This is a genomic window from bacterium, assembly GCA_020444325.1.
Taxonomy (GTDB): Bacteria; Bacteroidota; Ignavibacteria; order SZUA-365; family SZUA-365; genus BM516.
Map to the genome: position 1 here is coordinate 78,117 of JAHLLD010000011.1, position 26,715 is coordinate 104,831.

The window sequence follows — 26,715 nt, forward strand, 5'->3', positions numbered from 1 at the left end:
ATCCCAAATTTTGTGATCGCCGCTGTGGGACGTATATTTGTAGATCATGAAGTGACAATCCCCCCATATCCTCATTCCTCGAAGCAGTGTTTCGCTGCTCCCTCTCCCCTGTTGCTGACAGCGCTGTGAAGTGTTCTGTCGGCCTGTCCACCTTACGAAGCATTTCATGTATTTCAGGATTATCAAGGATTGTCATGTATACCACACTGTATCAATTCACACAGCGTCCCGTGCCCTTCTCGCGCAGTACCGCGCGAGAGTTGTGGACGCGTCCCCATATTGCGCGTCAGATGCTGACGTATCACCTGAATCCGGAGACGGAACTCGCATCCCGCAGTGCAGGCATCATCGATGGTATTGTTACATCGCTTGATGACAGATTTTCACTCAATGGGAAGCGGGTCTGTGATCTGGGGTGCGGACCGGGACTGTACACTTCCCGCTTCGCCGCACTCGGTGCGGAGGTTACGGGGGTGGATTTCTCCCGGAACTCGCTCGAATACGCGGAGAAAGAAGCCGGCCGCAACGGACAAGAGATTACATATATCCATGCGGACTATGTGGAAGATGCGCTGCCGGGAGATTTCGACCTCGTCACCTTCATATACTATGACTATGGCGTGCTCTCCCCCGAACATCGTCGCCACCTGCTCACGAAAATTCATTCCATGCTGCGTCCAGGAGGCTATCTCGCGCTGGATGCCCTGGGAATGGGAAGCTTTTCCGCGAAGCGGGAAACGACAGCGATCGAACACAGGCTCATGAACGGATTCTGGTCTGAGAAAGATTACATCGGACTGCAGCGCACGCTGCTCTATTCCGACGATGCCGTGTCACTCGACCACTACGTGATCATCGAGCCAGGAGAGCACTGGGAAATCTATAACTGGCTGCAGCACTTCACCCCTGATCACCTTGCTGACGAACTCGAGCAGGCTGGATTCAGCATTGAAGCGGTCAACGCTTCCCTTGCAGGTGATGCGCTCACCGACACCTCCGAAACCATTGCTGTCATCGCGAGGAAATAAACCATGTCGCTATCCTTTCACAATATCACCTTTACGCATGACGGCGCGCCGTTCCCGCTGCTCGAGGATGTGTCTGCACATTTCGATGCGGGGTGGACCGGCGTTGTCGGTGCGAATGGCACAGGGAAAACCACCGTGCTGCAACTGGCTGCTGGACTGCTTGAAGCTGAAGCGGGAAATATCATCAGAGCCGGACATATGGTCATCTGTCCCCAGCGCACAGATCATGCACCGGAGATGCTGGCGGACTTCCTCACAGCGATGGAGCCCGAGGCTTTTGCGCTGCGTGGACGTCTGGGCATCGGGGAGGACTGGGCCGCCCGCTGGTTCACCCTCAGTCATGGCGAACGAAAGCGCGCCCAGATCGGTACGGCACTCTGGCGCGATCCGGATGTGCTGCTCATCGACGAGGCGACGAATCATATCGACGCCGATGCGCGCTCACAGCTCATCGACGCGCTGCGTCGTTTTCACGGCGTCGGCATCATCGTCAGTCACGACCGGGAAGTACTCGACATACTCTGCTCACAATGCCTTTTCCTTCATCCCCCGGACGCCGTCATGCGTCCGGGGAGCTATACGCAGGCTGCCGCCGAAGCGCAACGCGAAGCGGAAAGTGCATACGAAGAACGTCAACAACTGCAGACGCAGCTCGTGCGCCTGAAACAGGAGTCCCGCACACGGCACAGCAAAGCGTCGCAAGCGGACCGGAAGCGCTCGAAGCGTGGACTCGCGCGCGGGGACAGTGACGGACGCGCGAAACTGGATCTCGCTCGAGTCACGGGGAAGGATGGACAGGCTGGCAGGCTGGCGCGGCAGCTCGATGGACGCATTGCGCAGCTCGAAGAAAAAGTCGCCGCTGTGGAAACCCACGCGCAACGTGTGCCGCAGTTCTGGCTCGAAGGTTCGTGTTCACCGCGCCGCGTGCTCTTCACACTTCCATCTGGTGAAATCGATCTCGGGGAATCGCGCATACTGAGCTTTCCTTCCCTCACCATGCAACGGAATGACCGCATTGCAATCACGGGCGGGAACGGACTCGGAAAAAGCACCTTCATCCGTCATATTCTTCGTGAACTGCAGATCGAGGAGCAGCACCTGGTTTATCTTCCGCAGGAAATTGACCTCGAGCAGACAAGGCGCATCATGTCGGATGTACGTGCGCTCCCGAATGACCTGCTGGGACATGTCTACACCATTGTCAGCACACTTGGATCCGATCCGAAACGGCTGCTGCAGAACGATGACGCGAGTCCGGGCGAACTCCGCAAAATCCTCCTCGCCCTCGGGGTCGTGCGCCATCCGCACCTGATCGTGATGGATGAACCCACGAACCATCTCGATCTTCCGGCAGTGGAATGTCTCGAGCAGGCGCTGCGTGACTGTCCCTGCGGACTCCTTCTCGTCAGTCACGACATGCGATTTCTTTCGAACGTCGCCACGACGAAATGGCAGTTGACACAAAACGGATCCACTGTCAGCATTGCCGAGGAATTGATCTGATCGGAACAGGTTGGAATACAATAGCCCAGCGTCTACTCCTCGAACCATGACCTTGTGTTATCAGCCGCGAAGCAACGCCCTGATATCCCGATTTTCAAGAATGGAGCGTCCCGCCAGCAATTCCGGTGCCGCCCCGACCTTCACCATCACACGTGCGAGGTCGTCTGATGTCAGTCCGATATTCGGATAGACGTACCGTGCGACGGGATACAGCAGCCTGCTGATGCGATACATGAGATTGGGTTCTTCACGGGGAGTACTCGGGTATATGTAGCCGGGACGAAATATCGCGAGGTGTTGAAAATCCATCGACATCAGGGCCTTCTCCGCCGCACCCTTGTAGCGGGCGAAAGACAGTCGGCTTTTCTCCGTCAGGTCCGCCCCCTGTCCACTGAGAAAGCAGAACGTCGCATCCGGACTCCACTGCTTCAGCGCAGTCGCAAACGCGATGGTATAATCGACTGTGATCTCACGAAAGCGTTCATCATCCACCGCACCGGTATAAACGCCGATGCAGAAGAATGCGATATCAAATCCAGCGAGCTGTTCACCGAGTCCACTCATATCCCCGAAATCCTCATGCATTATCTGCCTGACTTCCGGGGGAGCAGACTCCATCGGCCGTCTTCCAACGACGGTGATATCCCCTATGTCTGTATGATCGATGCAGTACTGAAGGACTGCTGAACCGACCATTCCCGTCGCACCGGTGATGATCGCACGTTTCTTTTCCATACCTGGCCTTTCTTCTCACTGTGCTGTGGAGGAATCTGGAGCAAGGTACACATATTCTCCGCCGAATCAGCTCAGTCAGCTGCTCCGATCTGAAGGCGAAGGCTGAAGGCGTTCACCTGTTGGGGATGTTTCTCGGGATCGAAGCGGTACCATGAATCCGTCTCGCTGTTCCATGCAGTATGTGCGTAGTCAAACTGCACTCCGACCGCCCTTTCAAAGTTCAGTATGTGATGAAGCGGGAGATAAATCCCTATACCATAGCGGAACACCGGGTATTCATCCCATCCCGAAAAGCTCTCCGGCAGCCGGATGATATTTTCCACCCCTCCACTGAGCATAAGCACTTCAAGGAGACGAACTTCCATCGCGCCAGCAACCGTACCCCAATTTTTGAATTCATACTCGACACCCTGAATCGTCGATTCTGCGGATACGAGGGCAGAAAAGACATCCAATCCGGCGGCCTGACCGAAATCGGGATTCCAGAAATACGCTGCGCCGACGCGGAAAACCTGTTGTATGGGGTCCTTCTGGGCCTCGTCAATGTAGTAGGTCTCCGTGCTCAGTACATTCGAGAGTCCGAGCATGCATCGAAGCTCATCGTCATCGCGCCCGAGGAAATCCACCCGGTGCCGTGACATGGCCGAGAGTGCGAAGTCCATAAACGTAGCGCGCCCCGTTCCCGATTCATGCGCCCAAGAGTAGGCTTCCAGGTAGGAATCATACACCATGATCGCAGCTCCGATCGCCAGCCAGTCCGTCATGCTCCGTGCCGCATGCAATCCATACCTTCTATTTGTTACTGTGTACCTTGAAAGATTCTCAGCATCCCACCGCGGTTCCCATTCAAACTGATCCAGGTTAACGCTCGCACCGAAGGTCATTCGCCATTCAGGAACGTGCACCGTTGCAGCGGCGTCGAGCGGAAGGTCGTATTCCCAATCGTTCTCGCCAAGACTGCGACCGGTAGACACATCCAGTTGCTTTCCTTTCAGGAACGCGAGTGCGGCACTGTTGACATGCATGACTGCAGGACCGCGTCCCACCGCGGCATATGCACTGCCCAGCCGGATTACCTCCGCGAACTGCGGATAGGTGTATTCGGTAAACGCTCCGTAGCGCTGTGCATGCGCAACGGAGAACGAGCATAGAAGTGCGAAGAGGAGCATCAACTGGTGAATTCGCATAATCCCGCCAGAAAGTGTTACGGATGAGAATATCGGATAATACGCTCCCCGGCAATCATGACGAAAGGGGAATTCTGATCCGGTCAGAATCTCTCCTGCTGCAAACTACGTCACCAGCGTCGGATGAATGTCCAACCCGAGCCCTCGCTCTGCATTGGGGATGAGGCGCTGCCACGCCACGAGCGTTTTAATCCGATGCCGCGCTCGAGTATCATGCCGCTCCAGCTGCGAGGGTAATTGGAATACGGATATTGATTGATATAGCGGTCGTAGCTGATCGTATCGACATCTGCATCCAGATAGCGGAAGATCCTTCCTCCAGTAGCCAGGAGACCGGTTACCTCATGCAGTCCTGAATTTTCCTCATAAACCGTCATTGCCGACCAACTGCTATCCACGCTTCCGATGAATCTGCTCCTGGCCTGATAAACGAATCTGGACGCCTCCGATGAGACAGAAAGTATCTGAATTTCAAGTGTGTCGTCGAATGTCGTCGTTGGTGCTCCCATTTGTCTTCCCCCCCTTGTATACCTGTAGTGGAACTGAGAGCCCGCTTCCAGTGGAGGGAAAAATTCTGTGAGGTTCTCTGTAATGCTGAACGTTGCTGTTGTGTCACACAATACGAATCCCTCATACTCCTTTTCAATTCGAATCATGTTCTTATTCCCGGCAGCAGCGGTGATGATATCGGTAACAATGTCGATGCTGTCCCAGTGCTTTCCACCATCTGAGGACATGAAATGAGTCACCTTCTCGCCATCAATGGAGGATGTGCCAGAGAGCACGATGTCGTGATCCAATGTCCATGGTGCACCTCGTTTCGCGACATGTGCATTTCCGGCCAGCGCAACCTGGAAATGCGCATAGAAGAAGGTCCCGGATTCCACCCATCCCGCACCGCCCACGCGACGCAGCCGAAGTCGATATTTCCCTGCTTTGCTGAGCAGCGATGAGAATGGTATTTCCCGTTCACTCTGATCGTACACGCCGATTTGCTGCCAGGGATCATCACCTCTCGCCATTTCGACCTCAACAGCTGCGAAGTTGACGCTACCACTGGGTCGCCAGCACAGTGCAACGTCAGACATTTTGTGATGATAGAGGATATCACCTCCCACCGGCTTCTCTATCCAGAGCGCGGGTTCATCCTCTACGACAAGCGGAATCACGACGGCTGTCGTATCCTCGTATCCCAGCGCCTGCAACTTCAGTACAGCATTCCCTGCGTACACAAACGAGGATGGCCAGCTGCACTGGTTTGCGTCTCCATACACAGTAGTGTCGAAGGTCCAAAATGCGGCACCTTCGGGTTTGATTGAAATCGTCACCGCATCCACAATGAAATTCTCCGTTCGCTCCCACTGTATGATACCTTCCTGTTTTCGATACCTTGCTACGTGGGCATGTGGATGTGGTGTGATCAGAGTAACAGGCTGCAGAACTTGTGATCGGTCCACTGTAATCCAGCCTGATAGAGCGGCCTCCTCTCTTCTGATAGGATGAAGGCGAAACTGCAGGCGGTCAACACCGAGACGCTCATGTTCGATGCGTACCCGTCCGGTATATCCTGAAACCTGCCCAACCACCTCCCAATCGTCTCCGGGACCGCGATATTCCAATTGCACCACGAGATCGCTGAGGTCTGGTCTGATCTCGAATGCAATGATCAGTGGTCCCCCTATCCCCACGGTCACATCCTGTTGGAAATTCAACATGCGAATAACCGGAACTTCAGGTGTTACCGGATCATCTTCTCCGCAAGCTGAACACAATATGGCGCTGATTATCCCCATCACAACGAATATTGCTTTTGTGCGAATCAGAACGCGCTTCATCATTCCACCACCATTACCCTTCGTAGCTGTGTGAGCCGGATCTGCGAAATCCATCCCCTGAATGACACAAGAAAGCAGCTCAGATTCCTCTCAGCGCCGGGAATATGCAAAAACTGCATAATTCTTCGCTCAGCCGCTGAGCAGGATGGAGACGAGTATGAAAACAGAAAGACGCACAGGGGATATCCTTATGGATGTAGAAGTTGAAATCGCGTAACAGACACAGTAGATGCTCCGGCCTGGCCTTTCACACCATCGGCGGTAATGCGCAGGAGGTACATCCCTGAAGGAAGCTTACTGCTCAGTGCAATGGTATGCACACGCTCCCGTCCCTGGCTGGCAGGCAGGATGCCATGCCATACTTCACGTCCCAGGATGTCAACAATACTTGCACGAACTGCGGTTGCCACATCCGACTGGTAGGTGAGGTGCAGCTGATCCCGCGCGGGCTGAGGGTATGCGCTCAGGAGTTGGAATCCATCAGCGAGAGACTGAGAGGTAACACTGGAAACTACTGGCATCACCGTGAGTTCAGCCTGTCCTGCTTCGGTCACGATACAGTTGCCGTATCTCCCCCAGACGTGACAGGTAACCGGTGTTTCAAGTGTGTCCTCTGTAGCCAGCGCTGTGAAATGGAATGTTCCAATAGGTCCACTCCCAGGTACCCTGTTCGTGTGGATTCCAAAGAAAAGGCTTCCCTTCTTCTCCAGCGGATTCAGCAAATCGCCGTATGAACCTCCGGCATAATGGATGCTGTCCAATTGAAGAACAAGTGTATCCCAGGTAAGCAGACACTCGGAGTTTGCCCATGATTCCCCAACCGCCAACTCGTATCGAAAACTGACGGAAACTGGCTGACCGGCATGAACCTGCAGCTTTTCTCCCAAGACGCGCAGGGGTGTGGTGCGTTCCTCCGGCACGGTGAACGTGTGAGAGATCGTCGTGTCCTTTCCACATCCGTCCGTTAGCCGAAGCGAGAGTTCATGTTCAGGACCGCTCCAGCAATGGATATTATAATGTATGCCTGCATCGCGATAACGTTGGTCTGCGAGACGCTCACTCACAATACGATCAAGAAGATACGAGGACGACAGGTAAGAAGGGTATTGGTACGATTCGGAGCGGACCAACAATGCTGATGTCGTGGGCATCGCCTGAGACAACCGAATGGAGTGCCTGCTCGCAATCAACGATGCGGAATCCTGCGCCTGTTGTGCGGACTGATGCCAACCATCGGATAAATAGTACATCAATGAAGATCCGCTATGCGGGTTCCGCGTTTCGGCAAGCACCGCTTCCTTCAGTCCCACCTCGATCTGTTGTCCACCTCTCGCCGTGAGTGTATCCAGATAGTCGGCAAGCCCGGACATGATCCCTGTGAATTCCCGCATCCCTTCGAGATGATCCGTCAGTTCATAAACGACCAGGGTGTCACGACCGGCATCGAGCATCCCACCTGCCTGACGTATGAGATCCTTTGTCAGCTCGAGTGCTGCTCCATCCGCCATACTGTGGCTCAGATCCAAGGCAAAGGCGAGCCGTATCGCGCGGACCTCGTCATTGAACTCCTGTCCGCTATAGGCGAATTCCATCGGTACACCGTTGTCATGGAGTTCAATAGCGTTCTTCAACAATGTGACGGACTGTGAACCACACCATGTTTCAAGATTGACGTTCATTGATGGACCAGCCGGCTTCTGACGGTCGAGCCGGAAGCGGACTGCAAGTTCCGCCAGCCGGGCCCTGATTACGGGCACGGCGCTTGTCTCGGTCATTGCATACGCCAGGAAATCCGTACAGTCGTCTTCGTTGTAAACGATTGTTTCGAAATGGAACAGGAGGAAATCCGATAATGTGGAAACCGGGATCCACATTCTGCAATTGACAAGCAGGGTGTCTCCAGCTCCGATGCGTATGCCGTCAAAACCACCCATGGGATCGGTGAATTCATAGAAAACCCGTGCTCCGAAGGCAAACAATCCGTCAGTATCGAGCAGGAAATCCTTCAGCAATCGCGCGCTCCCACTCGCGCTGTATATGCGAATGGGGATTTCGAGCAACAGTTCGCCGGTGGAGTCGGAAACTTCATTCAGGCGCAGTGTATCAGGGAACTGTGCTTCCACCCTCAGATCGTTCGGAATACGTTCTCCAGAGCACCCACCAAGATCCATCACCACCCCATGTCCCTCACGCGTGTTGACTGCACTCCCGGCACTCTCCTTCCACTTGATAAGCCAGAACAGCTGCTGCGGCACATACAGCTTTCCACTGTGACGGATATTCTGCTTCAGGTCCAGAGGCAGAACAACCGAATCACCGGGAGCAATCGGGTCTTCAAGATCGATCGTTCGGGTCATCAGCTTGTCATCAAGCATGAGTCCTTCAGGACAGTAGATCTCCACCCTCACATCGTACGCCGTATCAGCTCCGGTGTTCAAAACCGAGACGTCAGCCGAAATGTCAAAGGGATCGTATGTCCCCGTGGCTTCGTCATACCAGGAGGTATCCGACTCCCAGACCTGTGCGACAACCTGCGCCTCCAGAGAGGAAGGCACAGCACAGAGTAGAATGATCACAGTGGCAAAAAGCGATCGTGTCAGAACGACAGCATGTATGCGACAGGCATTCATCACGTGCAGGAATAGCATATCCCCCTCCGAATAGTACAATGAACCGAATGTGCAAAACATACAGGATTGATTGTAAGATGCAATGCGAAAAACCCCGTCGGGATGCTTCAGTCACATTTGTTCACTGGCACAAATCACGCACAGGTAACGCGAAAGCCCCGCCTGAGCGGGGCTTTCTCAACATAGCGTCGATGCAAGAGCGTAGATTAATTCGGACTGGAATACATGGTGTACATATTGTCCTTATGCGACTTGATTTTCGACACCCACTCCATAAACGTATCTGGATGTGCTGCCTGCAGCCGATCGATGTACTCGTCCCACGCTTTGAGAAAATCCTCATGCGTTTTCGTGACGAAGAAGAAATTGAAATTCCATTCGTCGCCCCAGGCATGCGTGAACAAACCGTAATTGAGGACGAGTCCTTCCTTCTTCATTTCCTCGAGAATGGGCACGGCCCGTTCAAACCACATGGTTCTGAGGGCGGCCATGTCCTTCATGTCCACCTGGTTCTGATTGACGACCAGAAACACGGGTTCAGGGCTATCCGCCTCCTGTGCGTAAATGGCAGTGGTAAGCAGCAGGCCGAGCAATGTATACAGCAGTGTGCGTTTCATGAAAACCTCCGGGGTAATGTATGTAATTATGGAACAGCCTGCACAGAAAGCTGCCACCACGGCATCACACCGGGTCCTTGAGACTCCGGGACTCACGCGTGCCGCAACGCCTGCAACAACAACAACTGTTTGATGACGGACATAATGTACAGGTTTTAACCTGTATCCGCAATACGACGCTGCAGCGGATCAGGTATCAGAGGGAAGGAGTACAGCATTCCCACAGCAGGGAATGTTTGATGTTCTGCGGCATACGACTTTCGCGCTTCTGAATTCGTCCGGGAATTTGCAAATGGCGCAATGAGGCAGGCAGGAATGGACTGACCTGCACGTCGTGGGGATTTACCTGAATGCCACACTGTTGAGCGGACGCTGAATGCTTTGGCGATAGCGGTACTTTGGATAACCAAGAACGAGAGACGTGATCACCCGATGGGAATCCGGGATCCCGTAGCGCTGCCGCAGTTCCTTCGACCTGTCAACGATCGGTGGCACCAGTCCGATAATCGTACTGCCCAGTCCCATCGACAGCGCTGCAAGCATCGCCTGATGACAAACGATGTGCGCGTTCTCCTCGTACGACATGGCCCCGGTGTCGCCATGAAACAGCATGATGACAGGCGCGTTATAGGTATACCTGTCCTTCCTGTCCCGGCGAAAATCGGCATTCGCAGTGCGTGTAAGATGCAGTATATGTTCGCGAAGCATGCGGTAATTTTCCCCACCCGCTGCGCGGCGAACGAAGAAACGTCCGACTGCGCTGCCCATCGCCTTATCGATGGAGGCGTACCCCTCCACAAGTTCTTCGAGCAGGTGTTTTCTTTCCTCTCTGTCCGACAGAACCACAACCCCGGTGGAATGCGGCGGGAAGCCCATTGGCGCAAGTGCCGCCATCGCAAGGATCCGGTCGACCACTTCCCTTTCAACCGGAGTGTTGCGAAATGTGCGTACGCTTCTGCGTGAGCGAAGAAAATCTTCAAATTGCTCTGCGGAAAGCACATCCCTGTTGAGCTTCCGGAAATTTGCTTCCGGAAGATCGGGCATGGTGATGGAGGCTGTTGGACACACAGCAACACATTGACCGCAGAGGATGCACTCATCGACGCGTTCTTCTATCGTTGCTACTTTGGCTGCACGAAGTTGCAATACATCTTTCGGGCAAACATCCACACAAATCCCATCACCCCTGCATGTCTCCCTGTTTACAACATGTAACGATTGCATAAAGTCCTCTCCTGGCAGATTCCCAAATACGTCCACCTGCCTCTCCCCTGGAGAGCCACGGACGTGTTATTCAAACCATTGCGTTTTTAACCTCTGTGTGTATTTTACCAATTGCATAGGTACCAGACAAACTCATCGGATAGTTTTTTATCATTCCCCGGGGGGAAGCATGCACAAAGTTATCGTTCCAGTATTGCTGATAATCTTGCTCCCTGCTTCGGTGCAGGCACAAGGCCTCAGTTGTACTGTGACGGATTCAACAGGAGTCTCCGTCACCGCGACATGGCTGAATCCTGAGCCACAGGGCAACACCATTCGCGATATGTGCTTTCCCGACAGCCTGCACGGCTGGGCGGTTGGGGATTATGGTACTATCATGCATACGCGGAATGCCGGACAGAATTGGGAAATTCAGCCCTCACGTACTACACTCCCGCTTTGGGGACTATCCTTCTGCGATTCCACACATGGCTGGATATGCGGACATAGGATCCTGCTTCGAACTACCGATGCCGGGGCATCATGGACTGAAATCCCATGTCCACAACCTTTCAGACACACGCGTGACTGGCCAAAACAGGTGCATATGATCAGCAAGGATACTGTACTTCTGCGCACCTACTATTTCCTGTACTTGAGTTCCAACAATGGACGCGACTGGGCGCAAAAACATCTCCGCTTCAGTGACATCATGCACTTCCGCAATCCCACTTCGGGCTTACTTATCGATGGCCATCAGCTTCATCACATCGACAACAAAGCGAACTACCTCGACACCATTCAGATTTCGAGTTCAGGATTCTTCGATATGGTCTGTCCGACAGATTCATTATACGTCGGAGCAAGTATCAATGGATTGGAAATAAGTACAGACGGTGGGCATCATTGGAGATCTACAGTCCCTCGGATTCCTGCGGTCACACAGATCGCGTCAGTGGCGGGAGAAAAACTATTCGTTCTGTCGAATAATACTCTGAAGGTCAGCAACGACCGAGCGGCGACATGGGAAGAAAGTCCACACCCCGCAGAGTCTGCACTGACCTGTATCCGCTTCGTTGACAATTCAGCTGGATATTTGGCAGCTCACGACGGAAGAATGCTCCATACCACTGATACTGGTGTGACATGGGAACCGATGCATACCTCTCAATTCAACATCCCCCATGCTGTCTCCTTCACTTCCCGCGACGAAGGCTGGCTCGCCGGAGATGGGATCTTCCACACGACTGACGGAGGATTGCACTGGGAGCGGCAGAATGCTGAGCAGGATTCTCTTCTCTATAACATGTTCTTTCTCGACAACACACATGGCTGGATAATCGGGGACTCGGGACGCGTTCAGCGTACGACGGACGGTGGTGCGTCCTGGCAGTACCAGCACCTCCCGGCAGGAAAACGACAAGGACTAGTTCGCGTTTTTTTCTCCGACACCCTTCATGGGTGGATTGTGAGGAGTGATGGTGTTCTCTTCCGCTCTGAGGACGGAGGATCGACCTGGCATTCACAGAATCTCCCAGTATCATTTTTCACCACAGGCTTGCACTTCGCTGACCGTCTTCATGGATGTATCGCAGGAACCGGGCATATTCTTACCACTACCGATGGCGGAAACATCTGGAGGCACAACAGCCTCCCGGATAAGTACAGGGTTGAAGATGCCCGGATTTTGAGAGATGGCACCCTCATTGTCCTCGCGAGGGAATACAATGTGAGCACCGTACTACTACGAAGCAGCGACAGCGGATCGCACTGGGAGGAAAAGAAAATCGCGGATGATGACGAAGGAAAGGGACTCACCCTCTTCGGTGACGATGAGATCTTTGTCCAGTGCTACAATGGTGAAATCCTGCACTCCATGGATGGAGGAGTCTCGTGGGTTACCCTTCCCCTGCCTTTTGGTTTCGGCGTTTCACATTTCTCCGTGCCTGAGCGTGATCGTGTCTTCCTTACCGGGCATGGTGGTACCATTCTCCGACTCGATTTGACAGAACAGGCACAATAACCATCAGAACGCCAGATATTATGCAGAAACTGCATATTCCTTGCTCCGGGAATATGCAGTTTCTGCATAATTTCGCGCGACAATGTCATGACACACGCATTTTACTCTGCACGAGCGATGGCAGAATGCGAATCAGTGTTTTCAGGATGCGCGTTTTCCCGACAAGGATTTCCGTAGCTCCCCGTTCCAGACCTTTCATCAGCGCCTCGGCAACTTCTGATGGTGTGACCTTCCCTGTACAACGTCCTGCAGTCATGTCGGTGTCCACGAGCGGAGGCATGAGTTCGACGATGCGAAGCGGACTACCCTCCACCTGGTAGCGGAGGCTTTGTGTGAAGCTCTGCAGGGCGGACTTTGTCGCGCAGTACACCGCGGCATTCTGCTTTGGTGCAAGGGCGAGCGCGGATGTGAGGTTGATGATGGCTGCTTCATCCTGCACACTCAGGGTGGACAGGAACAATGCCGACAGACGTATCGGGGCGAGCAGGTTCACCGCGACCTCATCATCGACGCGGGTGAACGGAAGCGGCTCCTCGGTGAACTGGTAATTGAACTGCACGCCTGCATTGTTGACAAGGATATTGAGCGCGGGCCAGCGTTTGGTGACCTCGGTGAATAGTCGTTCGATTTCATCAGCCTGCCTGAGGTCGCAGCACACGGATTGCACGCCCGGGAGTTTTTGTGTGGCTGCTTCCAGGTGGGACTCACTGCGGCCCGTGATGATGACGGTGTTGCCGCTTTCGAGAAAGCGCTTCGCAATGGCAAATCCGATCCCACGGCTGCCACCCGTGACCAGTATGGTGTTTCCGGTGAGCTTCATCGTGCTGTCCTTTCCGCTGCAGCCTGGGGCTGTTCGGCTTCCGCGAACTGCTGCTCCGCAATGTGTTTGAGTGCAATGTTCATTTCGTTGTATCCCTGTTCTATGTATTCAGCGCCGAGGGGTACGACGGGGAGTGCCAGTCCCCAGAAATCTTCATCATGCCGAACGCGTGTCGTGACGCTGTCGATTTCTTCGAGAATGAAGCGATGCTCACCACTGAAAATACCGGGCAGTCCTTCACCCCAGTACAGTGCGAGACCGGGATCGAGTCTTGTGATCTCCGCTTCGAGATCCAGCGAGTCGCCGTTGGGTTTGTGGATGAATACCTGGATTCGATCATGCTGCTCGATGTTCGTGGAGTTGGCTCGGTGTGCGAGTCGCTCTACGCGAACATGATAGGGATTCCAATCGCTGTAGTTGTCAAAATCACTGAGGATGTTCCAGACGATATGTTTCGGTGCGCGAATCACGATGTCGGTGCGGATTTCCTTCCTGAACGTGTTTCCTTCAATCATGACGAACATGGTGAGCAGCAGGACGAAGGCTGTTATCAATGCGATTCCTGTTGTTGTGTTTGTCATGATCATTACTCCGCGATCCTGTAGGCAATGCCGAGATTGAACATGTGGTAATGGTTGTGGAGGTTGTCCTTGTATGCTTTGCGCATGTGCTGCTTGAGAGACGCAAGGTCCGCCTCGCGAAGTTCGGCATCGTGCCGAACCGTGATATCCGGCGTGGCAACGGCAGTGAAGAATGAAAGCGCAAGGTTGGTATTTACACTGATGCGATTGTCGAAATCGTACTGCCAGCCGATGCCGACGGTGGGACCATGTCCCGAAGGACGACTCTGCGTAATGTCGATCGCTCCGGGATACATGTTTTCACCTATCATGCGCTCACTGTTCCCGAAGCGCATTTCCTCGGTATCGATGTCGTTGTATACCCAGCCGGCGGTGACGTAGGGACTCCATTCCACCGGACGATAGCGAAATTCAATTCCCGCCCGCATACCTGTACGCTCCTTCGAAGAGAGCAGTCCTCCGAGCCCGGTGTTCTCAGCGTTGAAGGATTCCTGATCGCGCTGGATGTAGTCGTGAGACTGTATGATGACACCAAGATAGAAATGCTCATCGAAATGGTAGCCAACGGTGATGCCCGGTTTGAAACTGCCGGCAAGGATGGGAATCTCTCCGAAGGTGAGTCCGATCTGCCACTGGTTGCGATCGATAGTAGGGGATTGCGCCTGCACGGTGGAGCTGACGATGGCGAGGGCGAGGAGAAGTGTATATATGTGTCGCATGCTGCGTCCTTTCAAAATCATGAGGTGATTGATTACGCAAGCAAGCTAGCCCTCACGCTTCCCCGGGACATTAACATATGTTTATGGATGCACCGTGCTCCCCATCTGCATCAGGATTGAAAGAGTTTTTTCCGTATACGACTCAGCTGTATGGGTGTCACACCGAGGTAGGAGGCGATGTGATATTGCGGGATACGCTGCTCGAGTCCGGGATGCTCCTCCCTGAATACCTCGTATCGGGTGGTCGCATCATCCGTAACCAGGCGTATTTCCCGTATCTCCTTTTTCGCCCACTCGAACTCGATGATGCGGCGCGCCATGCGCTCGAGCAGTGGCCAGCGATCATACAGTGCGAGCAGCTGCGCGTAATCGAGCAAAAGCAGCTTTGAATCCTCGAGCGCCTGCAGGTTGATTAGGTTCGGCTGTCCCGTAACCATCGCGGTTAGTGCGACCATGAACGTTCCTTCCGGGAAGAACGTCTTGTTGTATTCCACTCCCTCAGGGGTACGGTAAAATGCACGGTAGACTCCCTTGCAGATGAAAGCGAGATCGGTTGGATTGTCACCCTCGGCTGCAAAATAGCCGTGTTTCGAAATACTGCATTCACGCAGCCGGGGCTGAATGTCAGACCAGCATTCATCCGATATCGCCTCAGCGCTGCGCATGGCGTCACGCATGGCGTCCGTGCATGAGTTCTGCATGCTTCAATCTCGTCCATGTGTTGAGGAACGCAGAAAAATACGGCTGCTTCTCAACCCATACAACCACCAGGCTGCGTCGCCCGGCATACCACGCTCAGCGTAGCAGCAGCATCCTGCGGGAAACCACCGCATCATCAGATTCCAGTGTGTACGTATAGACACCGCTCGAGAGTGTGCGTCCATCAACATCACGCCCATCCCATGCCACATACTGCAGAGCAGAAGAGGATGATTGAACTCCGTACCTGCGCACTTCCCTGCCCAGTGCGTCGAAGATGCGCAGCAATGCCTGTTGTCCTGATGGAATGGAAAATGCTATGGTCGTTGTCGGGTTGAACGGATTGGGATAATTCTGCCGGAGACTGAGCTGCGGCGACTGTGTCGCCTTCCATTCAATGCCCGTGCTCGCAGACCACGGAAGGTGGATGTAACGTGGGTCCTGCATTTCCTCGAAATACTTCCCGGCGATGTAGGGACTGCTCTGTATGCGTGCATCTGACCAGCCAGGGTACGCATGTTCCGGCCAATCGGTATTGATGTAGCTGAAGCCCTTGATCTCCGGATGCACTTCGATGAATTCCCAGAACTTCTCGAACCAGGCATCCCAGTCCGCCGCTCCATCTGCGGGATCCGCGGTCAGTTCCAGCCTGATCGCCGAAGTTTCGCTCATGTATACGGGCTTATTCTTCGCACGCGCCATGGCGAGGAAGAGTTCGCTTTTCCCCTTTGTCGTGAGTCCGCGACGGTCGCTGTCGGGGAGGGACTGATCGAAGTTTTCGGAATCAAACACATCGAGTCCGAACCAGTCGACATAGTCGTCGCCGGGATACCAGAGCGGACCACGTACATCGACGGAATCGAAATTCGCCGGTGCAGCAGGCATGTAGCACCAGATGGTGGCGATGGAATCCCGGAGTCCCCGCGCGGCAAACATATCCGTAATCTTCCGAAACATGTCCACATACAGATACTCATGATACCCGTTCCAGGTGCCGTTGAATTCCCCGCCGATGCGCAGGAACATCGCACGACCATACTGCGCCGACAGCGTGACGATGCTGTCGATCACATCGTCGTAGGTATCCGACACGGCGATCACGCTGTCCGTAGAATGTTCCCCGGTCAGGAACAGGCTCAGCTCGGGAATGAAGCCGATGGAATCGGCCTGCTCGTAGAACCGCTCCAGTGCCTGCAGCGTCATTGCCGGACCACGCGTACCCGGGATGCTGAAGAAGAAGCCACGCACCGCGGGCTGCGTCCGCTCATCCATCGCAGCCAGGTACCCATCCAGATCCGCGCTTCCGTTGCCGAAACTGACTGTCTGCACCCCATGATACACGCGTCCGTCTTCAGGTTCCAACAGCACCCTGCCGGTATCAGCAATTTCTTCCACGTCCCACACAACGAACTTTGGCTCCTGTCCCGCCAGTATGCTGATCTCATCGAGTGGAACGAAGCGGGTTTCCAATAACTGGCCGAAAATGTCGTACACCTTGATTGCCAGGGGACCATCGGGACGCCCCTTGAGTTCCACCGGGACCGGTAGTATCGCACCCTGAGTTGAATTGTCCGTATCGAACAGGGCATCCATCCAGACGACATCAATGATGCTTTTCTCTCGGAAGCGGTATACCGCGGTTGCACTTCCTGAGAAGTCCTCAGGTGCTGAGCGGGGATGGATCAATGAGTGCACGAAGGTATAGGCATCGGCGGACATGTAGCGCTGACCGCGATCAGAATACAATCCGAAAAAGCGATCAGGTGGCGCACCGACAATCGGCGTGCAGATGCCCTGCAATCCTGCGATGATACCACTTATCCATTTCCGCACCATGTCCCCCGCGTGGAAACGATCGTCGAACTGCGTCGTCCCACCGGATTCAATCTGCATCGCCGCTTCAGCTGCGAACCAGGGCTTGAGTGTTCCACCTGAATCCTGCACAGCGGACTCAAACGCATGCATGTTGTGGAATATGTATCGCGGCTTGAAGTGATAATGGATGTCGAACCAGTCGAGCCACTGGGTCTGTCCCGCTATTGCATCCATCCAATACGTCGGAGGCATCCCGCTGCCGCGTTGCATGTGGCGGCGGAATTCGTTCCAGTTCGAAAGCGGATTCGGCCACAATCTCTCGTAGTGCGAATTGTACAGTGCCAGAAGTGAATCCTGTACCGACACGTGCGCCTCCCCGTATTCGAACCACTCCCGCTCCAGTTGTGCATAGTAATAGAAGCCGCCATGCGAAACCATGATATCGGTGCCGTTGTCGGCTGCCGCCTTGTGAGCGGCGACGTAGGCCGTACGCAGGCAGCGGATATAGTCTTCCACATCCTGCCGGTACGTCTGTTCAGTCGTAATCCAGTGATCTGTAAACTGCGGCTCATTCCCGTAACGAAGGTAGCGCAGCACGGATGGATTCCGCTTTGCGGCACGATCGACAATCTTATAAGTGTAATCGTACAGTGCTTCGGAATACCCACGTTCCGGTACCGCTGCGGAAAGCGGCAAGTTGCGATCAAGATCATCGGGAGCCCGGGCTTCCCCGCTGCTGGCCCAGGAAGATGCCGGTGTCAGTAGCAACACGGCATCCGCGCCCATATCCGCAGCAAAATCCACTGCGTTATCCACGTACGCCCAGTTGAACGTATCGTCAGGATTTTCGAGACGATCCCACTGAAATCCGAATGCCACATGTTGAGGATTCAGTGCGTCGTACACAGGCTGAGGCAACTGCATATCGATATTGCGCAATCCCCAGTATCCGGCTTGCGGCGGCGGTGGTGGTGCGAGCCCGCGCAGCACTTCACGAGTGAGATTCGTCATGGTGTATGGCATACTCTCAGGCAGCCAGGCGTCAGGCAGCGAGTACCAGGACTGCACCCAGTAGCCGTCGGGATGTCCAACACGCTGATGATAGAGGTCGATTAGTGCAAGCGTCTGTTCGGAATACTGCTGCGCGGTGCGTGCACCATTGGTGTTGAAAATCATATTCACCCGCATACCCATGCTGCGTGCGGCCGAGTCCAGTTCCGCAAGGCGCTGCATCCAGTCCACCCCCCTGATAAGACTGGCCTGATTGCTCTGTGCGCTCCCGGTGGCATAGTCGTATGGATTGTCTATGGTGAGTCCATCGAGCTGAAGGCCAGGCTTTGCTGCAATGGCAGCGAGGACGTCCTGGTACTGCCCGTAACCGTCACTGCTGCCATTGAGGAGATAATACGCCGGCGTCGAACCCCACGCCCAGTTCGGGAAGTTGGTAAGAAGGTTGATACGGATGCCGGGAACGGAATCCCGCCACAGCTGCACGACCTCAGCCAGCTCATCAACCGCTGTCGTCAGTGTATGAAAGTTTTCCTTCTTGCCCTGTGGATACAGCATACGCCGGATGGGTCCGTCCATATCCAGCATGTCTATACTGCGGGAAGGATCAACGTCCTTTATCATTCGAATGAGCGGTAACACGTTGCTGTAATCCTGCTGGAAGGAAGCTTCGGCGGACTCGGATCCCTTCGATGCGTACCAGTCCAGCAATCCCCCGAGTTCGACGGCAAATTTAATATCCCGGGTGACCATCGTCCTGACGAACGCCCGCTGCAGCGCGGTATCCACACGTCCTCCACCGATATTCCCGATGTAAATCTTGATCACGTCGAGCTGCCCGTACACCTCACTCCACTGCGAAGTATCGGCCAGTTCCCACGGCTGTCCCCAGCACATGGTCACCTCCCGCGGAGGCTGCGTGGGCTGAGCGTGGAGCGGCTGAAAGGCAAGAACCTGGATCAGAATGAGTATGGGGAAATACCTCATGGGGACTCCGGATGCATATGATCAATCGCGATTTTTCCGATCACCCTGCCCTCTCCGATTTCACGCATGGCATCGGACAACCGTGTTAGCGGATACCGGCTGCCGATGATGGGAGTGACTTTCCCTTCCACGACCATATCTGTCAGTTCCTGCAATCCCTTATTCGGCACATGCGGCATGACGCCGAGGAAACGTCCACCGGAAAAACGCCGGGTCCATCCAAACAATCCTACCGAAATCAGCGAGGATGTGCGCCCCCCGACCATGGAATACACACCGCCCGGACGAAGCACACGGCTGTACGCACCGAGTCCATGCTGCGCGATGACATCCAGCACGCGGTCGTAGCGCTTTTCCCTCTCCGTAAAATTCTCTTTCCGGTAATCGATAACATGATCCGCACCGAGCTGTCGCAGCATATCGAGTTTCTCAGCGCTGTCGACCACGGTCACTTCAACCCCAAGGGATTTCGCTATCTGCACCGCGAAGGTACCCACACCTCCACCTGCCCCGTTGATGAGCAGCTGCTCACCTTCGCGCATTTCCCGGTGCTGCCGCAGTCCCTGCAAGGCCAGCAGTCCCGCCTGCGGGAGTGACGCTGCCTGCTCATAACTCAGCGCTGACGGCTTGGGATGAAGCAGCTTGGAAGGAACATTCACATACTCCGCGAAGCCTCCCCAGTTCCTGTCGGTCAGATCCCCGAACGCCGCATCCCCGGGACTGAACTGCATGACATCCTTGCCCACGGCTTCAACGACACCCGCGACATCGAAACCGAGGATGCGATGTTTTGGACGCGTCAATCCCCACATGCGTATGAAGAACGGTGATCCACAGAGCAGATCCCAGTCCCATGAATTCACCGACGAAGCATGCACGCGAAGCAGCACCTCATCGTCCTTCGGTACCGGAGTCGGGACTTCCTCAACGCGCAGTTCTTCCGGACCGCCATAACGGTCGTAAACGACAGCTTTCATAAACACTCAATGGGAATGGTGTGTACGGCCTGCCACAGCAACCTACGACACATCCCCGAAGCTGTCAACTACTCGACCTGAATACGTGCAGTGACATGCATACCAGCCTGCAGAAATTGCAGGAAGTAGCTGCCCGTTTCGAGCGCGGAAGGAAGCTGCAGAGACAGATCTTTCAACATCACAGACCCGGGCGGAATACTGCCAGCCAGCACTTCCCTGCCCAGCACGTCGAACATCCTGTAGCTGCAGCCCGCACCGGGACTCATTGAAATGCGCACATGCAACTGTTCATCGGCCGGCTGCGGATAGACGTTGTGTATCGCCAGTCTGCCGGGTATCACCGGGACTCCGACCCCCGTGCTGTTCGGTATGACCCGGAGTTCGCAATCTCCGGAAGGAACAGGATCGCACGCAGCGTTGAGATCCCACGCATCAAAGGAAAATCCTGCAGCGGTCGTGTCTTGCACGTCAATAACCGTGAAGCAAAGCTGCGCAAGTTCATGCGTACTGTAATTCGGACGAAAGCGTGCCTCCAGGTGAAGCTGTCCCATCGTCGGAGAACCCAGTTCCCACACTTCGATGCCCGCGCCCTGTACATCAACAGAATCGAAATACATCACGCTTGTATTGTAGTGCACCTTGAATTCCGCCTCGTAGTTTCGTCCTGCCGAGAGTCCCTCATATCGCAGCGGCAAACGCAACTGCTGTCCGGGATGGGCTTCCCCGGGACAATCGAAAACGTATGCGGCATTCGGCGGTGTCAGGCTGTCTCCTGCCATGGAATACTGCACCGTGTACGTTGTATCACGGTCGCAGATGTCGTTCAGCAGGATATCGACCGTGTGCTCCGTACCCTGCCAGCACGGTGCAATCCACTCCAACCGACCCGGTTCATAGCGGTTGGGATCCCATCTGTAGCTCGCCAGGAGATGCGAAACTTCCGTTGCATCGAGACTGTTCCCCGCATTTTCGATCACGTAGGCTTCTGCGTTGTTGAGGAGATCCAGCCTGGTATCCATGTCCGGAAGATAGCGGGACAATCTCAGATTGTGTTCCCGGCTTTTGTCCTTCAGCGTATCGAGATCATCCTGCATGGCGGAGTACCACCTGTCGGTCAGAAGGAAAAATAATCGCACGGCTGAGGACCGGGGTGGTGGAATATTGTCCATCGCAGCCAGTGCCGAAACGGGAACGGCGTTACCCGGACGAACCTGCAGCTTTCGCAGTGCGGCTTCGATTGTGGACACATCCTGCGTGAGTGAGCAGAGCCTTTCAGAAGTATTTGAAAGACTGTATATGGAAAGTGAATCCGTATTGTTGTCCATTCGTGCATACCAGTCACGAATGATCTCTCGAACCCGTTCCAATCCTTCCTCCCCGATGCTCTCGGTGACGTCAACGGCGAAGTAGGCGTGGATAGCGTGCCTCTCCTGCTCAAGAACTGCCGGATCGAAATCACTGAAGTGCACACGCTCACCGTTGTCATGAAGCAGCACCTGCGATGAGTCGAGCGGTATGGCTATACCGTCGCAGAAGGGAATGATGGTGAATGCCTGGACCTGGCGTCCGGGGGTCCGGCGATAACTGCCTGCTCCCACATATGCGATGCTCACGGGCGCTCTCTCGATCCAGACTGTTTTCCGCCGGAATGTAGACAGTGTAGGTGTACCGCAGTCGACTGCATTTGTCCGTGTGACATCTGCGCTGAGATTGACGTACTGATGCAGTGCGAGATAGGAAATCCCGAGGCTGTAGCGGATGGCCAGCGTATCCCCAGGCATGATGGTCGCACCCTGAATGGAATCAAGAGGCGTCAGTCGCGTGACTTCACTTGTATACGGAATGTTGAGTACCATGGCGCCTTCGATGTGCAGACTGACATCGACGAGATTGATCGGGTCAGCAGTTTTCGAATAGATACGGCACAGCACATCGGTTTCCGTCTTCGTTTCATGATCCGGGAACGGATACAGTGTCAGCGTATCGATTGTGACGATATCGATCCCGACAAAGTGTGGTGCGTCACTGCCTTCCGGACAGTCCCCGATGAGCAGGGCGGGGGCATGTCCCTCAGTTGAATACGCCGTTCGCCCCGGACCCTGCGCCCACTGAATGAAAAAATGCGCCTCCTCCGCAATCTCGAGCTTTCTCCCGCTCACGTCTGGTTGCACGAACAGATGCAATGGGATATGGAGGGAGTCATGGGGTGCGAGAATCGCGGCAGGCCGGAAAATCCGGAAGTGTGTGCTGTCATCGAACTCAAGATGCCGCTGAAGGGACATCTCCACGACAGGCGTATATACGGTGTCGTCACTCTCATTGACCAGCGAGAAGACGGGCGTTATGATTTCAGGGATATAAATCCCGAGCGGCTTGTAACGCCAGCTGGTATCCGCCTTCCATATCTCTCCATGGACCATGGACCCCGATATCGTTCCGGATCCGGAGATTGTCCCCCACCGCGCTCCACAGATCTCCGCATAGATCAACTGGTAATCAATTGTCCCTGCTTCAAAAGTCACGACATGGCGCGAGAACAGGCCGAGGCCTTCCACGAACTGGGACGCACCGCTATAGTGATGGTATGACAGAATGGTATTGAGCTGCTTGCGCGTGCTGCCGTCATCAGATCGCGTGAGCGTATCGACGACCAGTCCATACCCGGAGACATCCCCGATGTTCGCGTTCCCAGCGAGTACGAGCACCTCCCGGTCGGTGGAGGTATCATAGCTGTACACATCGCTTCCGTCTTCACGGAACCAGCCTGTGAGCGGACCTTCACCTTCGAGCGCATACCAGGTTTTCCCGGCTATGGTCGTATCATGCGTTACCACGGTCCACACAGTCCTGTCCTGCACGTATTGTTCCGAATGATCGTACTGATAACGGTTCCCAACGCAGAAATTGAAATAGCTGTGTGCCCGCGTATCCCGATTGTAATTCACGCCTCGAATGCGTGCGGAACTCAGAAGGCAGACGCCGTCACTGGATGTCCAGTATGTATCACCGAAAAGATTGGTGATGACCCGGTACTGATCCGCACGCTGCAGCACATAGGCGCGGCACTGTTCACCGAGTACGATCGTATCGAATACGCGCGGTACCTGCCAGATGACATTGTTAAGCATGACCTCGGGAGTGGTGGGAATGTATGCGGGATAGAGTTCCAGCGGTTGATTTCGTCTCTGGGTGTCAAACGTACTCAGCACATTCCGCTCATTGAGGGCCAGGTACCATTCAGACTGAGAGGACGCTGAATTCGGGAAGAGTAGATAAAAGCGGCCACTGTTCGCCCATAATGCCGTCCCTGAATCCGCGCACTGCAGGATATTCAGGCTCCAGTAAGAGTATTTTTTACGCATCCTATGCACCAGGATGTCCCCTGAGCCTATCGGGACCTCCCACTCGCGAGGATTTACAGCGAGCAGTGGATGCAGGTATCCGGTCGTTTCCAGAAGCTGATAGTACCGACCGAAGGATCGTACCTCGAGAATGCCTATGCCGTCGACCAGCACCCATTCCTCGCTGCTGCTGCGCTGCAGGGTAACGGATGAACGCAGCACGCCGTTGCAGTCGACGCTGCCGGTATCGCGAATCCACCCGGACGGTATCGTGTCACCCACATTCCAGCTGGCAGGAAGCAGCTGCAGCGCTGTGCGCCGCGCCCCTGCACTGTCGCGTAGGAAATACAGTCCGTCCACATCCGTGCGATACCAGCCATCCATCGGTGAAGATGCTTCATCCCCGAAAAAACCAAACCAGCGATGTCCCAGCGTATCGAGCCAACGCGAGTAGTTGTGTGTGAACGCAGTCCCGACGATGTCCGTCTCCCTCTCCATCGCGTAGCGCGGCGCAGTGAGTGTATCGATCGGGAAGGAGATCTGTGATTGCAGCGAGATTGCAGCATTCCCTGCCGCCTGCTGCGCGTTGACATGTCCTGTCAGGCATGCAGCTGTAAAACAAGAGCTGATAAGCAGCATTGTGAAAATTCGCATGGGACCCTCCATCAGTATAGAGCATGCGCCAATGGGCACATAGTTTTATTGGAATACTATCGGTTGTGTCTGTACGCGACCGTGTGCGGACAATGAGATGAAATACAGCCCGTGCAGCCTGATTCTTGACATGTATGTGTAGAGCGTTGCCTGATGATCTCCCCGTATGCGATCACCATCGAGCAGCACGTACATTTCTTTCCCCGAGGTGTCGTGGAGTGTGAGACGCACGTGACCGGGCTCATCCAGTTTGAATGGTATAATCGCGTAGTTCGACGCCGGATTGGGAAAGGGCGGACGCAATGTAAAGGACATGGGGAAATAACTTGCCGCAAGGGTGGCATCGCTGCGGTACAGTCCGGCAGAGGTCCCAACAAGAAGTCTCCCTTCCCTGTCGAACACACTGGTATACACCTCCTGCAACAGGCCGGACTGTTCCACCCCGATGCGCGTCCAGGTGCTGCCGAGGTTCGTTGAAAGCAACAGCGGCCCCCGCCCGCCTGTCATCGCAACGGCTCCAAACCAATCCGATACAGCATGCTCATATTCACGCGATGTGAGTCCGGAAATAACCGTGCTCCACTCCCGTCCAGGATACTCCAGCCTGTGCATCCCATCACTATCTGTGACAAGCAGGTTGCCCTCGACGCTAACAACAGATCCCGGCCAGTCAAACTCGGCAAACAGCTCCCAACTATCCGCCCCATGCGCGCGATACAGCAGGGAGTCCCTGCGAAGCACATACATGCCCTTGAAATGGTACGTGATGTCCTTCGCGCTCGCGTACATCGCGTCAGTTTGCCAGGTAATCCCACCATCCGTCGAGTAATTATTCTCCGTGCTATTCGAATACACATTGAATCGGCCATGGGTAGCGACCCGTGTGGCGGAAAGATGTTCTCTGGTGGGACGTGTCCAGCTGCTTCCACCATCAAGCGTCAGCTCAGCGTCATAGCTCCAGCCCCATCGCTCATCCATCAATGGTCCCGACAGAGTATATATTGTCATCGAATTCGGTACTTCCGTCCAGATCAATACCTGTCCCGCCCGAGCGGAGTGACAGTACTGCACGGTGGAAGGAATGGACGTCAGCACTTCCCAGCTGCCGCCGTCATCCGTTGAAGCATACAGTCCGCCGAACATGGTCCCGGCATACAGCGTCCCAAGACTGTCCGTTTCAATCGCGGTTATTGTGCGGGGCGCTGTGGTCATGGAACAGAGCTTCCAGCTCGTCCCGTTGTCACGGGAACGGTAGAGTCCTGCCGCCGTTGCTGCGAAAATGCTCCCATCCACACCCAGATGGAAATCCGCAATGCGCGTGCCCGCCATCAGGGTATCAACCCACGTGCGTCCTGCATCGGTGGAGCGAAAGATTCCTTCGGCCTTTTCGTTGTGTCCCGCCAGAAGAAGTCCATCAGACAGCACGATCGTTGAGGTAGGACCGTCAACCATGGGTGCCGGACCGAGCTTCTCGAGCACGGCACCCTCCGGGGAGACGCGATACAGTGAGCTTGGGGCACCGAATTCTGCAGCGGTATCCCTCGCAGCCATAACGACATTGCCGAGTCCATCATGAAACATCGAGGTAAAGGCGGTGATCCCGGGTTGTATCTTGTCCCAGTTCTTACCATTGTCCGCACTTCGGTAGAGGGTGCGGTAATTGCATGCCAGTGCATTGCCGTCAGGGAAAAACTCCAGCAGATAATCTCCCGAGCAGCACTTGTCGAACGCAGAGTCGCGCAACACCGTCCATGTTCTGCCATTATCGTCACTGCGATGCAGTCCCCCGCCACCCTCACTGAAGATGGCACTCCCGGTTCTGTGTACTACCGACCAGCCGTAAGGCATATCCATTTCCTCCTTCTGCTGTTCCCATTGCATCCCCCCATCGCGGGAGATCCAGATACTTCGCCACGAAATATATCCAGTGTAGCTGAATGCGATCAGACTGTTTGCCGGAGTGGCATAGAGAAAGGCTATGTCGCCGGACTGCAGTCCTGTCTTTTCCCAGCTTGCACCCCCGTTGGTCGATTTCAGGACCCCGTGTCCCACAGTACCTGCAAACAGGGTACCGTTTTCGAATCCTGTGACCGATACAATCTGTTCGCCGGTGGGACCACCCACGAACTCGAGTGCGAAGGGACGCAACGGTGATGTCGCCGTTCTGTGCAATGACTGGGCCCAGAGCTGACCCGACACAAGCAGCAGCAATAAAAACAGACGCATGGATTCCCCCCGTTTCGGACAGCGAACAAATACGTTATCTCTGTCCGAATATAGAGATATGCTATTCCATGTTCAACCCGCGCTTGCGCCGTCAGCAATGCGCAGGTTATTTTCGCAAAACGAACTG

At 54.7% G+C, this 26,715-nt stretch carries 17 protein-coding genes; 3 read left to right on the top strand and 14 right to left on the bottom strand.

The window, feature by feature from the left end:
• Positions 1–194: 194 nt before the first annotated feature.
• Positions 195–1,028 carry a class I SAM-dependent methyltransferase gene (locus tag KQI65_13875; protein MCB2205828.1) on the top strand — a complete coding sequence of 278 codons (834 nt, stop codon included), beginning with the start codon at positions 195–197 and terminating at the stop codon, positions 1,026–1,028.
• A 3-nt stretch (positions 1,029–1,031) separates the two neighbouring features.
• Complete coding sequence (locus tag KQI65_13880; GenBank protein MCB2205829.1) at positions 1,032–2,531, top strand: ATP-binding cassette domain-containing protein; 1,500 nt, start codon at positions 1,032–1,034, stop codon at positions 2,529–2,531.
• A 60-nt stretch (positions 2,532–2,591) separates the two neighbouring features.
• Here KQI65_13880 and KQI65_13885 read toward each other — a convergent pair whose 3' ends face one another.
• The 6 genes from KQI65_13885 to KQI65_13910 all read right to left on the bottom strand — a co-directional run bounded on the left by KQI65_13885 (position 2,592) and on the right by KQI65_13910 (position 10,705).
• On the bottom strand, positions 2,592–3,266 hold the full coding sequence (locus tag KQI65_13885; GenBank protein ID MCB2205830.1) for an NAD-dependent epimerase/dehydratase family protein: 675 nt from the start codon (positions 3,264–3,266) through the stop codon (positions 2,592–2,594).
• A 71-nt stretch (positions 3,267–3,337) separates the two neighbouring features.
• The gene (locus tag KQI65_13890; GenBank protein ID MCB2205831.1) at positions 3,338–4,453 is read right to left on the bottom strand and encodes a hypothetical protein; all 1,116 of its coding nucleotides are present in this window, start codon (positions 4,451–4,453) and stop codon (positions 3,338–3,340) included.
• Positions 4,454–4,563: 110 nt separating this feature from the next.
• Positions 4,564–6,168, bottom strand: coding sequence for a hypothetical protein (locus KQI65_13895; protein MCB2205832.1), 1,605 nt, complete (start codon positions 6,166–6,168; stop codon positions 4,564–4,566).
• Positions 6,169–6,476: 308 nt separating this feature from the next.
• Complete coding sequence (locus KQI65_13900) at positions 6,477–8,936, bottom strand: T9SS type A sorting domain-containing protein (GenBank protein ID MCB2205833.1); 2,460 nt, start codon at positions 8,934–8,936, stop codon at positions 6,477–6,479.
• Between the two features lie 188 nt (positions 8,937–9,124).
• Positions 9,125–9,535 (bottom strand): hypothetical protein, encoded by a 411-nt coding sequence (locus KQI65_13905; protein MCB2205834.1) that lies wholly within the window; start codon positions 9,533–9,535, stop codon positions 9,125–9,127.
• A gap of 342 nt (positions 9,536–9,877) precedes the next feature.
• Complete coding sequence (locus tag KQI65_13910) at positions 9,878–10,705, bottom strand: nitroreductase family protein (GenBank protein MCB2205835.1); 828 nt, start codon at positions 10,703–10,705, stop codon at positions 9,878–9,880.
• Between the two features lie 301 nt (positions 10,706–11,006).
• Here KQI65_13910 and KQI65_13915 point away from each other — a divergent pair, with 301 nt between their 5' ends.
• Complete coding sequence (locus tag KQI65_13915; GenBank protein ID MCB2205836.1) at positions 11,007–12,761, top strand: hypothetical protein; 1,755 nt, start codon at positions 11,007–11,009, stop codon at positions 12,759–12,761.
• An 85-nt stretch (positions 12,762–12,846) separates the two neighbouring features.
• Here KQI65_13915 and KQI65_13920 read toward each other — a convergent pair whose 3' ends face one another.
• The 8 genes from KQI65_13920 to KQI65_13955 form a co-directional block, all read right to left on the bottom strand.
• The gene (locus KQI65_13920; GenBank protein MCB2205837.1) at positions 12,847–13,581 is read right to left on the bottom strand and encodes an SDR family NAD(P)-dependent oxidoreductase; all 735 of its coding nucleotides are present in this window, start codon (positions 13,579–13,581) and stop codon (positions 12,847–12,849) included.
• A complete protein-coding gene (locus tag KQI65_13925; GenBank protein MCB2205838.1) occupies positions 13,578–14,162 on the bottom strand; it encodes an SRPBCC domain-containing protein in 585 nt (194 codons plus the stop codon). Before KQI65_13925 ends, KQI65_13920 begins: the two co-directional genes overlap by 4 nt.
• 5 nt (positions 14,163–14,167) lie before the next feature.
• Positions 14,168–14,881 (bottom strand): porin family protein, encoded by a 714-nt coding sequence (locus KQI65_13930; GenBank protein ID MCB2205839.1) that lies wholly within the window; start codon positions 14,879–14,881, stop codon positions 14,168–14,170.
• Between the two features lie 110 nt (positions 14,882–14,991).
• Complete coding sequence (locus KQI65_13935) at positions 14,992–15,558, bottom strand: Crp/Fnr family transcriptional regulator (protein MCB2205840.1); 567 nt, start codon at positions 15,556–15,558, stop codon at positions 14,992–14,994.
• A 118-nt stretch (positions 15,559–15,676) separates the two neighbouring features.
• A complete protein-coding gene (locus tag KQI65_13940; protein MCB2205841.1) occupies positions 15,677–19,390 on the bottom strand; it encodes a T9SS type A sorting domain-containing protein in 3,714 nt (1,237 codons plus the stop codon).
• Entirely contained in the window at positions 19,387–20,367 is a 981-nt protein-coding gene (locus KQI65_13945; GenBank protein ID MCB2205842.1) for an NAD(P)-dependent alcohol dehydrogenase, read from the bottom strand. The genes KQI65_13940 and KQI65_13945 overlap by 4 nt, the downstream gene beginning before the upstream one ends.
• A 68-nt stretch (positions 20,368–20,435) precedes the next feature.
• Positions 20,436–24,362, bottom strand: a complete 3,927-nt coding sequence (locus KQI65_13950) for a hypothetical protein (GenBank protein MCB2205843.1) — start codon at positions 24,360–24,362, stop codon at positions 20,436–20,438.
• Positions 24,363–24,407: 45 nt separating this feature from the next.
• On the bottom strand, positions 24,408–26,588 hold the full coding sequence (locus tag KQI65_13955; protein ID MCB2205844.1) for a hypothetical protein: 2,181 nt from the start codon (positions 26,586–26,588) through the stop codon (positions 24,408–24,410).
• Between the last annotated feature and the right edge of the window lie 127 nt (positions 26,589–26,715).

Coding starts and splice junctions, on each gene's coding strand:
- KQI65_13950 (MCB2205843.1), bottom strand. CDS start 24,362: ATGCGAATTTTCACAATGCTGCTTATCAGCTCTTGTTTTACAGCTGCA.
- KQI65_13945 (MCB2205842.1), bottom strand. CDS start 20,367: ATGAAAGCTGTCGTTTACGACCGTTATGGCGGTCCGGAAGAACTGCGC.
- KQI65_13880 (MCB2205829.1), top strand. CDS start 1,032: ATGTCGCTATCCTTTCACAATATCACCTTTACGCATGACGGCGCGCCG.
- KQI65_13940 (MCB2205841.1), bottom strand. CDS start 19,390: ATGAGGTATTTCCCCATACTCATTCTGATCCAGGTTCTTGCCTTTCAG.
- KQI65_13895 (MCB2205832.1), bottom strand. CDS start 6,168: ATGTTGAATTTCCAACAGGATGTGACCGTGGGGATAGGGGGACCACTG.
- KQI65_13875 (MCB2205828.1), top strand. CDS start 195: ATGTATACCACACTGTATCAATTCACACAGCGTCCCGTGCCCTTCTCG.
- KQI65_13925 (MCB2205838.1), bottom strand. CDS start 14,162: ATGACAAACACAACAACAGGAATCGCATTGATAACAGCCTTCGTCCTG.
- KQI65_13920 (MCB2205837.1), bottom strand. CDS start 13,581: ATGAAGCTCACCGGAAACACCATACTGGTCACGGGTGGCAGCCGTGGG.
- KQI65_13905 (MCB2205834.1), bottom strand. CDS start 9,535: ATGAAACGCACACTGCTGTATACATTGCTCGGCCTGCTGCTTACCACT.
- KQI65_13885 (MCB2205830.1), bottom strand. CDS start 3,266: ATGGAAAAGAAACGTGCGATCATCACCGGTGCGACGGGAATGGTCGGT.
- KQI65_13890 (MCB2205831.1), bottom strand. CDS start 4,453: ATGCGAATTCACCAGTTGATGCTCCTCTTCGCACTTCTATGCTCGTTC.
- KQI65_13935 (MCB2205840.1), bottom strand. CDS start 15,558: ATGCGTGACGCCATGCGCAGCGCTGAGGCGATATCGGATGAATGCTGG.
- KQI65_13955 (MCB2205844.1), bottom strand. CDS start 26,588: ATGCGTCTGTTTTTATTGCTGCTGCTTGTGTCGGGTCAGCTCTGGGCC.
- KQI65_13900 (MCB2205833.1), bottom strand. CDS start 8,936: ATGCTATTCCTGCACGTGATGAATGCCTGTCGCATACATGCTGTCGTT.
- KQI65_13930 (MCB2205839.1), bottom strand. CDS start 14,881: ATGCGACACATATATACACTTCTCCTCGCCCTCGCCATCGTCAGCTCC.